This is a genomic window from Paraburkholderia sp. FW306-2-2C-D06C, from assembly GCF_058781505.1.
The window spans coordinates 1-9,331 of the sequence record NZ_JBYSWU010000097.1; the positions used below are offsets into that span (position 1 = coordinate 1).

At 61.3% G+C, this 9,331-nt stretch carries 13 protein-coding genes and 2 pseudogenes; 10 read left to right on the plus strand and 5 right to left on the minus strand.

The window, feature by feature from the left end; genetic code table 11:
- A partial coding sequence (locus AC3WLT_RS36255; protein ID WP_492596379.1) for a hypothetical protein occupies positions 1-183 on the plus strand: 183 nt, incomplete at its 5' end.
- 121 nt (positions 184-304) lie between these two features.
- Here AC3WLT_RS36255 and AC3WLT_RS36260 read toward each other — a convergent pair.
- Complete coding sequence (locus AC3WLT_RS36260; protein WP_008922053.1) at positions 305-508, minus strand: cold-shock protein; 204 nt, start codon at positions 506-508, stop codon at positions 305-307.
- A 344-nt stretch (positions 509-852) separates the two neighbouring features.
- On the opposite strand from AC3WLT_RS36260, the gene AC3WLT_RS36265 reads away from it, so the two are divergent.
- The gene (locus AC3WLT_RS36265) at positions 853-2,298 is read left to right on the plus strand and encodes an NAD-dependent succinate-semialdehyde dehydrogenase (protein ID WP_492596380.1); all 1,446 of its coding nucleotides are present in this window, start codon (positions 853-855) and stop codon (positions 2,296-2,298) included.
- A gap of 70 nt (positions 2,299-2,368) precedes the next feature.
- Complete coding sequence (locus AC3WLT_RS36270) at positions 2,369-2,968, plus strand: GNAT family N-acetyltransferase (protein WP_492596381.1); 600 nt, start codon at positions 2,369-2,371, stop codon at positions 2,966-2,968.
- Positions 2,969-3,016: 48 nt separating this feature from the next.
- Here AC3WLT_RS36270 and AC3WLT_RS36275 read toward each other — a convergent pair whose 3' ends face one another.
- Positions 3,017-3,568 (minus strand): cytochrome b, encoded by a 552-nt coding sequence (locus AC3WLT_RS36275; RefSeq protein WP_492596382.1) that lies wholly within the window; start codon positions 3,566-3,568, stop codon positions 3,017-3,019.
- Between the two features lie 531 nt (positions 3,569-4,099).
- On the opposite strand from AC3WLT_RS36275, the gene AC3WLT_RS36280 reads away from it, so the two are divergent.
- From AC3WLT_RS36280 to AC3WLT_RS36290, 3 genes are all read left to right on the plus strand, one after another.
- Positions 4,100-4,240 (plus strand): hypothetical protein, encoded by a 141-nt coding sequence (locus AC3WLT_RS36280; protein WP_492596383.1) that lies wholly within the window; start codon positions 4,100-4,102, stop codon positions 4,238-4,240.
- Positions 4,241-4,301: 61 nt separating this feature from the next.
- Positions 4,302-4,718, plus strand: a complete 417-nt coding sequence (locus AC3WLT_RS36285) for a hypothetical protein (protein WP_492596384.1) — start codon at positions 4,302-4,304, stop codon at positions 4,716-4,718.
- A gap of 78 nt (positions 4,719-4,796) precedes the next feature.
- A complete protein-coding gene (locus AC3WLT_RS36290) occupies positions 4,797-5,045 on the plus strand; it encodes a hypothetical protein (RefSeq protein WP_492596385.1) in 249 nt (82 codons plus the stop codon).
- A gap of 186 nt (positions 5,046-5,231) precedes the next feature.
- On the opposite strand, the gene AC3WLT_RS36295 is transcribed toward AC3WLT_RS36290, so the two are convergent.
- Both AC3WLT_RS36295 and AC3WLT_RS36300 read right to left on the minus strand, forming a co-directional pair.
- On the minus strand, positions 5,232-5,486 hold the full coding sequence (locus tag AC3WLT_RS36295; RefSeq protein WP_492596386.1) for a hypothetical protein: 255 nt from the start codon (positions 5,484-5,486) through the stop codon (positions 5,232-5,234).
- A gap of 233 nt (positions 5,487-5,719) precedes the next feature.
- Positions 5,720-6,892 carry a 4-hydroxybenzoate 3-monooxygenase gene (locus AC3WLT_RS36300; protein WP_492596387.1) on the minus strand — a complete coding sequence of 391 codons (1,173 nt, stop codon included), beginning with the start codon at positions 6,890-6,892 and terminating at the stop codon, positions 5,720-5,722.
- A 196-nt stretch (positions 6,893-7,088) separates the two neighbouring features.
- Between AC3WLT_RS36300 and AC3WLT_RS36305 the strand changes: the two genes are divergently transcribed.
- The 4 genes and pseudogenes from AC3WLT_RS36305 to AC3WLT_RS36320 form a co-directional block, all read left to right on the plus strand.
- The gene (locus AC3WLT_RS36305) at positions 7,089-7,421 is read left to right on the plus strand and encodes an ArsR/SmtB family transcription factor (protein WP_492596388.1); all 333 of its coding nucleotides are present in this window, start codon (positions 7,089-7,091) and stop codon (positions 7,419-7,421) included.
- Between the two features lie 55 nt (positions 7,422-7,476).
- The gene (gene arsB / locus AC3WLT_RS36310) at positions 7,477-8,544 is read left to right on the plus strand and encodes an ACR3 family arsenite efflux transporter (RefSeq protein ID WP_492596389.1); all 1,068 of its coding nucleotides are present in this window, start codon (positions 7,477-7,479) and stop codon (positions 8,542-8,544) included.
- 19 nt (positions 8,545-8,563) lie between these two features.
- On the plus strand, positions 8,564-8,986 hold the full coding sequence (gene arsC / locus AC3WLT_RS36315) for an arsenate reductase (glutaredoxin) (protein ID WP_492596390.1): 423 nt from the start codon (positions 8,564-8,566) through the stop codon (positions 8,984-8,986).
- A 14-nt stretch (positions 8,987-9,000) separates the two neighbouring features.
- A pseudogene (locus tag AC3WLT_RS36320) lies at positions 9,001-9,222 on the plus strand (arsenical resistance protein ArsH); the annotation flags it as partial.
- A gap of 28 nt (positions 9,223-9,250) precedes the next feature.
- Here AC3WLT_RS36320 and AC3WLT_RS36325 read toward each other — a convergent pair.
- Positions 9,251-9,331: pseudogene (locus AC3WLT_RS36325) on the minus strand (threonine dehydratase); the annotation flags it as partial.

Here is a 9,331-nt window from a genome sequence, read left to right on the forward strand (position 1 = left end):
CTGATAGCGCGAACCCGCGCCACCATCGAAACCGTCGTACGACGGCGCCTGCAAGAACAGGGTTTTCATGAATGCTCCAGCAAGCCTTTTGATTGGCGCTTTCAGTTTTCTGTCGGAAAACTATCGGAATCATTGCGTCGCGGGGATGCGAGTGGTCGCGCAAATACTACGGAGCAAAGCTGAAGGAAACCTTAAGGATCGGGAGCCTGGCGCGGCGGGGGCTCTGCCTGCGACGGCGCGGCGGTCGGTACGCTGCCGGCGCACAGCCAATCAATCGCGCCACGCGAGGCAAAACCCCAAACCTTCACACTGGCTTGATATCCGCCGCCTGTTTCCCCTTCGGTCCCTGCTTGATTTCGAAGCTGACCTTCTGGTTCTCCTGCAACGACTTGAACCCTTCGGTTCGAATCTCCGAGAAATGTGCAAACAGATCTTCGCCACCGTCGTCCGGCGTGATAAAGCCAAATCCCTTTGCATCGTTGAACCACTTCACTGTACCGGTTGGCATGTCGACCTCGCTTGCACCTTGGTTGAGATTGGAGCTGCATTCACCGTCCAGCGTCAGCAATCGCCATCGCTGCTGGCTCCAGCCGGTTCCTGCAACTGCTGTTTGACTTTACGCCTGTTTGCGCGCCGGTGCTTTGCCAGGATTTTCTCCGCTCCGGCCACATCGCGGCAAACACCGCCACGAACCGTCCACATTGCACCACGCGCGAGCACGCCACCGGTGCGCTATCGCTCAATCAGATAAGATCATCCCTATCGGCAGTCCATTCCGGGCCGCGCAGGTCCCCGCCCCCATCCCACGACCGAGCGCGCAGCCTATCGTTCTCCCACTCACAGGAACCCAGCATGGCCATCTCAAGCTATACCGATACCCGGCTTCTGATCAACGGCGAATGGTGCGACGCCGCCAGCGGTAAGACCCTCGACGTCGTCAATCCCGCCACCGGCAAGGCCATCGGCAAGGTCGCCCACGCCGGCATCGCCGATCTGGACCGGGCGCTGGCCGCCGCGCAACGCGGCTTCGAAGCCTGGCGCAAGATCCCCGCCAACGAACGCGCGACGACCATGCGCAAAGCCGCGGCGCTGGTGCGCGAGCGCGCGTCGGACATCGCCCGCCTGATGACCCAGGAACAGGGCAAGCCGTTCCCCGAAGCACGCGTCGAAGTGCTGTCCGCCGCGGACATCATCGAATGGTTCGCCGACGAAGGCCGGCGCGTCTATGGCCGGATCGTGCCGTCGCGCAATCTGGCAGCGCAGCAACTGGTTCTCAAGGAGCCGATCGGCCCGGTGGCGGCGTTCACGCCGTGGAATTTCCCGATCAACCAGGTCGTGCGCAAGCTGAGCGCGGCGCTCGCGAGCGGCTGCTCGTTCCTCGTCAAGGCGCCGGAAGAAACCCCGGCGTCGCCGGCGGCCCTGTTGCAGGCTTTTGTCGAAGCCGGCGTGCCGGCGGGTACGGTCGGCCTCGTATTCGGCGACCCGGCGGAGATTTCGAGCTATCTGATTCCGCATCCGGTGATCCGCAAGGTCACGTTTACGGGCTCGACGCCGGTCGGCAAGCAATTGGCGGCATTGGCCGGCGCACACATGAAGCGCGCGACGATGGAACTGGGCGGTCATGCGCCCGTCATCGTGGCCGAGGACGCGGACGTCGCGCTGGCGGTCAAGGCAGCGGGCGGCGCGAAGTTCCGTAACGCGGGCCAGGTGTGCATCTCGCCCACGCGCTTTCTCGTGCACAACAGCATCCGCGAAGCGTTCGCGGCGGCGCTCGTCAAGCACGCGGAAAGCCTCAAGCTCGGCGACGGTCTCGCCGAAGGCACGACCCTCGGGCCGCTCGCCAACGCGCGCCGCCTCGCCGCGATGAGCAAGGTGCTCGACGACGCGCGCAAAACCGGCGCCAAGGTCGAGACGGGCGGCGAACGCGTGGGCACTGAAGGCAACTTCTTCGCGCCGACCGTGCTGACCAACGTATCGCTCGAAGCCGACGTGTTCAACAACGAGCCGTTCGGCCCGATCGCCGCGATCCGCGGTTTCGACAAGCTCGAAGAAGCCATCGCCGAAGCGAACCGTCTGCCGTACGGGCTCGCGAGTTATGCATTCACGAAATCGTTCAGCAACGTGCATCTGCTATCGCAACAGCTGGAAGTCGGCATGTTGTGGATCAATCAGCCTGCAACACCTTGGCCGGAAATGCCATTCGGCGGCGTGAAGGATTCCGGCTACGGCTCGGAAGGCGGACCGGAGGCAATGGAAGCCTATCTGGTCACCAAGGCGGTATCGGTGATGGCTGTCTAAGCTGTTTTTCAACTTGATCCGCTAACCATGCCAGGTCCGCGAACGCCCGTTCGCGGACCTTTTTATCGTCATGAACGACAACGCCCCTGGTTTCATTCAACCTGCGCTGACCGGCGAGACAGTCGAGCTAAGGCCGCTTCAGCAGGAACACGCACAGGGTCTGCTCGACGCCGCCGCGGACGGTCAACTGTGGAACATGAAGCTGACCGTCGTGCCCGGGCCCGAAACCGTCGGCAGTTACATCGCTACGGCATTGGCAGGAAAACAGGCCGGCAGCGTGATGCCCTATGTGATCGTCAGGCGCGATACCGGCTCGATCGTCGGCAGCACGCGCTTCTGGAAGATCGACCGGGTGAACCGGAAGCTGGAAATCGGCCACACGTGGCTGAGCTCGTCGGTGCAGCGTTCAGGTGTCAACACCGAAGCAAAATTCCTTCTGCTGACTCACGCGTTCGAAGTCATGCAGTGCGTACGCGTGCAGTTCACCACCGACGAACTCAACGAGAAATCCAGAGCGGCGATTCTGCGGATCGGCGCCAAACAGGAAGGCATTGTCCGGCACGAACGCATCATGCCGGATGGACGCAAGCGCAATTCGGTGCGCTTTAGCATCATCGATTCGGAGTGGGCTGAGGTGAAGGCGATGCTCGAGCGCAAGCTCGCGCGATAAGCGCCCTACTGCCGCTCCCCCTGCCCCTCACCACGCAAAACTCCCCGCTCAAGGCAGCATTCGCTGCAAGACCTGATCCTTGAGAACGAAGCGGTGAAACAGCGCGGCCGCGATGTGCAGTCCTATCAGCGCGAACAGTACCCAGGCCAGCACGCCATGGATGTCGCCCATTGCGTGACCGACTGGCGAACCCGTCGCCGAGAGACCGGGATAAGGCAGCAGACCGAACAACTTGACGGACCATCCGCGCGACGATGCATTGGCCCACCCCAGCAGCGGCACCGCGACCAGCGTGCCATACAGAAGCGCATGCGTGATGCGCGAAACAACGCCAAGCAGCGGCGAAAGCGAAGCGGGCGCGGGTGGATGCGTCAGACGCCAGACTATTCTCACCACCACCGCCGCTATCAGCGCCGCGCCAACGCCAAGATGCCACGCGATCAACCCCGTGGGCAGCGTGCCCTTGTGAATGTCGGGCATGGTCCAGCCGATTACGAACTGCGCGGCTATCAATACCACCACTAACCAGTGAAGAAACTTTGCCATGCCGTCATAGCTTGCGGCGTATCGCGGGAAACTGGCTTCGTCGGATCGCATCATCGGGAGATTTTCTACTCGTCGTTTAGCGGCAGTGTCGTTGCGTCGACGCAGAGCACATTTGGCCGCAGGCGGTGGACATGCTACGGGCCAAACCTTAAGAAAAGCTGATGCAGCCCGGCCGGGGCTCATCCAGATGCGTGGGCCGGCGGCACCTCAGCAGCGCGCAAAAGATACGGTTTTTCGCGTATGACGCTGCCGCCCCTCTCAAGTCTGAAACTGAATGTTTCCGCCGGGCACGCGCGAAACGATAGGCCGCGCCGCGCGCACTTCACTTGATCGCCGCCGCGTGAATCAACTGCCGCGAAGGCGCCCGGTCCGGCGATGGGGGACGCTTTTCGTAACGCGCTCAACGGGTTGAAAGGAATCGTGGCACCTGCGGCCCGTCCCATCGCAGCGCCGGAATATCCGGCCGGTTCGTCCCGCTTACGTCGCCATCGCGCAATGGAAGCGACACGTCCTGTTACACACGAACACACCGGTAATCTGGCCGCTCAGTAGAGTTCGAGCAAACGTAAAGGGGAATGCAACGTCATGAAAAGAATTCTCACGCTGATGATATTGGCAGTCACTCTCGGGAGTGCATTGGGCGGTTGCATCGTGGTTCCCGGGGGCGGCGGCTACTACGATCACGATCATTATCACGGCCACGATCACGATCGTGACCACGACTGAGCGGCTGAACGCAGTCTGCCCGGTTGGCCCTACTCTGAATTCTAAAACCCGAGAATAAATCATGAACATTTCACGAAGCCGGTGGTTATCCATCACCATCGTTGCCTGTCTGGGCATAGGCGCATCGTCGGTCGCGCTGGCTCACGTCGACGTCGGCGTGAACATCGGCATTCCTGGCGTCGCGTACGCACCCGAACCGGTGTACGCACCGCCTCCGCCGGTATACGTCCAGCCGCCTCCGGTGGTGGTCGTGAGTCCGGGCTGGTACGGCGAGCGCTATTACGACGGCCACCGCTATTGGGAACGCCGGGAGTGGGAGGAGCGTCACCACGACAACCGTGAGTGGCATGACGCGCGTGATTATCGCGGCGGCCCGCACGGCGACTGGCGTGGTCACGATGGCGGCGGGCATGACGACTGGCACGGTCATGGCGGCGACCACGGCAGAGGCGACGAGCACGGCCGGGGCGACCACTAAAGCGCAGGCGACGGCGGCGTCCGTAACGACGCCGGGCCACGCATGCATCCGTGTCACATCATTTGCAGGAGCGACGATTTGCTACGCAACGATCCACGGCGTGTAACGGCGCAGTTCGACGGCACGTCCATTTCCGCCGAATACAGCGAACAGACCGGCCAACTGTGCTTGCGTCAAGACGGCGCCGTGCTCCGCGAATGGTTTCCGCCTCACTCGTGGATCGCGATTGCGTCGGTGGCGGGCGCGCGGCACTGGGGCACGAAACCCACTGACGACGACCTTCTCGCGTTGCTGCGAAACGAAGTGACGTTGTTGCGCACGCCATAGCTGAGATTGGCGGGTACCGGGTCGTCTTGTCGCGCGGCAGAATCCGCGGCCACGTCCCCCGTTTTTGCAAAACGGGTTGAATGCAGGAAAGCCGAAAAAATGCCAAAGGCCGGCCCGGATATCCTCCGGCGCCGGCCTTTTTCGATTCGACTCGTGAATTGCCCGACGAGCCGTTTAGTGAGGCACTTAACGCGCGTTATAAATCGGCGGCGAGTAGGAACTCACCGTCGTTTCCGAATGACCAGCTTGCCACGTGCCGTGGCTGCCCGAACCATAACCGCTGGTATCGGCTTGCGCGGCATCCTTCTGTTCCGAGACGCGTTGTTCCGCAGACTGGGGGTTTTGCTGCGCACCGGTGACCGGCTGATTCGACTGGGCAAACGAAGCAATCGGCGCGCTGAAAACAACAGCAATAGCAACAGCCTTGATGAGCGATTTCATGAAACCACCTCCAGAGATTGTTTTATACGCGCTGCAGATGTGGGCTCGATGTAGCCTCGATGTAACCTCTGTGCAGCCGATGAGTACAGTGTAGGAGGGGAACGCTCGCGGATAAATCCTCGATTCCTGAATTCTCTGTTGCTTTGGGTACGACAATGGCAACGCCCGCTCATCACGGGATGCCCCATGTGCAGGGCGCGCTCCGCATGCGCCCCGCCCGTTCACTCTGCTTCTCACACCGCTGCGACGCCCACATAGTTTTCCGCCATCGCGGTGGCAGCCGCGCGCGAAGTCGTCACGTATTCGAGTTCGGCGACCTGCAGTTGCCGTTCGAATGGCGACGCGCCTTCGATGCGGTGCATCATGCTCGTCATCCAGTACGAGAAGTGCTCGGCGCGCCAGACACGCTTAAGCGCGGTTTCGCTGTAGCTGTCGAGCAGATCGCCGCGGTTTTCGACGTAGAACGCGTTCAACGCGCGAGTCAGCACCCGCACGTCGGCGACCGCGAGATTCATGCCCTTGGCGCCGGTCGGCGGCACGATGTGCGCGGCGTCGCCAGCGAGAAAGAGCCGCCCATGCTGCATCGTGGCCGACACGAAACTGCGCATGCCGACGATGTTCTTCTGGAAGATCTTGCCGTCGACGATTTTCTGGCCGTCATGCGAATCGACGCGTGCATGCAGTTCGGCCCAGATTCTGTCGTCGGACCAGTTATCGACCGAATCCTTCGGATCGCACTGAAAATACATGCGTTGCACGTTCGCTGAGCGCGTGCTGATCAGCGCAAAGCCGCGTTCGTGACGTGCATAAATCAATTCACCCGATGAAGGCGGACCTTCGCAAAGAATGCCGAACCAGCCGAACGGATAGACGCGTTCATAGTCTTTGCGCAAAGCGTGTGGAATCGATGCGCGCGAAACGCCCTGCGAGCCGTCGCAGCCGATCACGAAGTCGCATTGCAGTTCGTGCTCTTCGCCTTCGTGACGATAGCGGATCGACGGGGTCCCGGTGTCGATGCCGTGCAGCGACGTATCCGACACGTTGAAGCGCAGCGCCCCGCCTGCGGCGACGCGCGCGGCCACCAGGTCCTTGATGACTTCGTGCTGCGCGTAGACGGTGATCGAATGGCCGGTGAGTCCGGTCAGGTCGATACGGCGCCGCTTGCCTTCGAACGCGAGTTCGAAGCCGTGATGGAGCGCGCCTTCGGCCTTCATCCGCGCGCCGACCCCGGCTTCGGTGAGCAGGTCCATCGTGCCCTGTTCGAGCACGCCGGCACGGATGGTGGATTCGATCTGTTCGCGGCTGCGTGATTCGAGCACGACGGATTCAATGCCACGCAAATGAAGAAGATGGGAAAGAAGCAGGCCTGCCGGCCCGGCACCGATGATGCCGACCTGGGTGCGCATGAGTTGTCTCCTGAAATGCGGCGTTTGATTTGCACCCAGTTTGACAATCATGAGATCTATCGCGCAATGCGATATGGCGGATAAGCAGTATCTCGTTCTGAGATAAGACCTGATCTACCTGAACGCCAATGACGCTATGGGGAAATTCATTTCAACAATCCTTGAAATATAGAAATGGATGGCGTATCGTCCGGTCATGGACTCCAATCTCGTTGTACGCGCACTCGGTGCGCTAGCTCATGAATCCCGCCTCGCCATCTTCCGCAAGCTGGTCATCGCCGGCCAGGACGGCATGGCGGCCGGTGAGATCGCTCAGCAACTGGGACTCTCCCCTTCCAGCCTGTCGTTCCATCTCAAGGACCTGTCGCACGCGGGGCTCGTGAATTCGCGCCAGGACGGGCGTTTTGTCATCTACACGGCGAATTTCGACGCGATGTCCGGCCTGATCGGCTTCCTCACGGAGAACTGCTGCGCCGGCGCGCCATGCGCCGTCGGCGATATCCCGGACTGCTGCGCGGACAAGTCATGAAGCGCGTGCAATTTCACGTTTCGGTAAGAATCCTGAGGACTTGCGGGGGAATCAAATGAGTAGCACTGATGCGGCAATCCGCGATACGCGGCCGGCCATCGGTTTTTTCGAGCGTTATCTGACGGTGTGGGTCGCGCTTTGCATCGTCGGCGGCATTCTGTTTGGGCAGGCGCTGCCACGATTTTTTCAGGCAATCGGCCGCATGGAAGTGGCGCACGTCAATCTGCCGGTCGGCGTGTTGATCTGGGTAATGATCATTCCCATGCTGGTCAAGATCGACTTTTCCGCGATGACACAGGTGAAGCGCCAATGGCGCGGCATCGGCGTCACGCTGTTTGTGAACTGGTTAGTCAAGCCGTTTTCGATGGCATTGCTCGGCTGGATTTTCATCCGTCATGTGTTCGCGCCGTGGCTACCCGCCGCTCAGCTCGACAGCTATGTCGCCGGCCTGATTCTGCTGGCCGCTGCGCCCTGCACCGCGATGGTTTTCGTGTGGTCGCAACTGTGCAAGGGCGATCCGTATTTCACGCTGTCGCAAGTCGCGCTCAACGATTCGATCATGATCGTGGCCTTCGCGCCGCTCGTCGCGCTGCTGCTCGGCCTGTCAACCATTACAGCGCCGTGGGACACGCTGATTATCTCGGTCGCGCTTTATATCGTCGTCCCCGTCGTGCTCGCGCAGTGGCTGCGCCGGCGTCTGCTGGCACAGGGCGAAGCGCATTTCCAGCAGGCGGTCGCCCGGCTCGGCCCCTATTCGATCTGTGCGCTGCTCATCACCCTCGTGTTGCTGTTTGCTTTCCAGGGACAGGCGATTCTCAGCGAGCCGCTTGTGATCGCCATGCTCGCCGTGCCGATTCTGATTCAGGTGTTTTTCAACTCCGGTCTCGCGTATCTGCTCAATCGCCGGCTCGGTGTCGCCCATTGCGTCGCAGGTCCGTCCAGTTTGATCGGCGCGAGCAATTTCTTCGAGCTGGCAGTGGCCACGGCGATCAGCCTGTTCGGTTTTCACTCCGGCGCGGCGCTGGCCACAGTGGTGGGCGTTCTGATCGAAGTGCCGGTGATGCTGCTGGTCGTCGGCGTGGTCAATCGCTCGCAGCGTTGGTACGAAGCAAAATTACTTTGAAGACTCGAAGGTAACCGCCATGAGCGTCACGATCTATCACAACCCTGCTTGCGGCACGTCGCGCAACACGCTCGCCATGATCCGCAACGCCGGCATCGAGCCGGTCGTCATCGAGTATCTGCAAACGCCGCCGGACCGCGAAACGCTCACGAGCCTGATCACGCGCGCGGGCCTGAACGTGCGCGGAGCACTGCGCGAAAAAGGCACGCCCTATGCCGAACTCGGCCTCGGCGATACGAGCTTGAGTGACGAACAATTGCTGAGCGCGATGCTGAAACATCCGATCCTGATCAACCGGCCGTTTGTCGTAACGCCGCTCGGTGTCCGGCTGTGCCGGCCGTCCGAGGTCGTGCTCGAGATCCTGCCCGCGGCGCAACAAGGTCCGTTTTCCAAGGAAGATGGCGAAGCGGTGATCGATCGGGAAGGACGCCGGGTTCGATGATGCCGCACGATCTCCCCTCCGCCTATTACGATCGCGTCGTCGACGTGATGGAGGAACTGTACAAGTTCACGCTGCTGGTGCGCGACCGTTCGGACTATCTGACGGATCGCTATAGCGAGCGCAAGGAGGCGCATCCCGAGCTCGCGACGACGCTCGCGGCGAATGCTATGGATCACGAAGCGCTCGCCGCCAACGCCGATGTCAACAGCGACACCGACGCCAGCGAAACCAAGTGACCACGCGCCACCGCGCAAAAGAGTTCGGCTACGCGAGAAACAGCCGGTACACCGGATTACCGGTCTCTTCCCAGTACGGATAGCCGAGCGTCGCAAGAAAGCGCTCGAA

Excerpts from the sequence above, each read along its gene's own strand:
- AC3WLT_RS36260 (WP_008922053.1), bottom strand. The coding sequence starts at position 508 with ATGCCAACCGGTACAGTGAAGTGGTTCAACGATGCAAAGGGATTTGGC.
- AC3WLT_RS36265 (WP_492596380.1), top strand. The coding sequence starts at position 853 with ATGGCCATCTCAAGCTATACCGATACCCGGCTTCTGATCAACGGCGAA.
- AC3WLT_RS36270 (WP_492596381.1), top strand. The coding sequence starts at position 2,369 with ATGAACGACAACGCCCCTGGTTTCATTCAACCTGCGCTGACCGGCGAG.
- AC3WLT_RS36275 (WP_492596382.1), bottom strand. The coding sequence starts at position 3,568 with ATGATGCGATCCGACGAAGCCAGTTTCCCGCGATACGCCGCAAGCTAT.
- AC3WLT_RS36280 (WP_492596383.1), top strand. The coding sequence starts at position 4,100 with ATGAAAAGAATTCTCACGCTGATGATATTGGCAGTCACTCTCGGGAGT.
- AC3WLT_RS36285 (WP_492596384.1), top strand. The coding sequence starts at position 4,302 with ATGAACATTTCACGAAGCCGGTGGTTATCCATCACCATCGTTGCCTGT.
- AC3WLT_RS36295 (WP_492596386.1), bottom strand. The coding sequence starts at position 5,486 with ATGAAATCGCTCATCAAGGCTGTTGCTATTGCTGTTGTTTTCAGCGCG.
- AC3WLT_RS36300 (WP_492596387.1), bottom strand. The coding sequence starts at position 6,892 with ATGCGCACCCAGGTCGGCATCATCGGTGCCGGGCCGGCAGGCCTGCTT.
- AC3WLT_RS36305 (WP_492596388.1), top strand. The coding sequence starts at position 7,089 with ATGGACTCCAATCTCGTTGTACGCGCACTCGGTGCGCTAGCTCATGAA.
- arsB (WP_492596389.1), top strand. The coding sequence starts at position 7,477 with ATGAGTAGCACTGATGCGGCAATCCGCGATACGCGGCCGGCCATCGGT.
- arsC (WP_492596390.1), top strand. The coding sequence starts at position 8,564 with ATGAGCGTCACGATCTATCACAACCCTGCTTGCGGCACGTCGCGCAAC.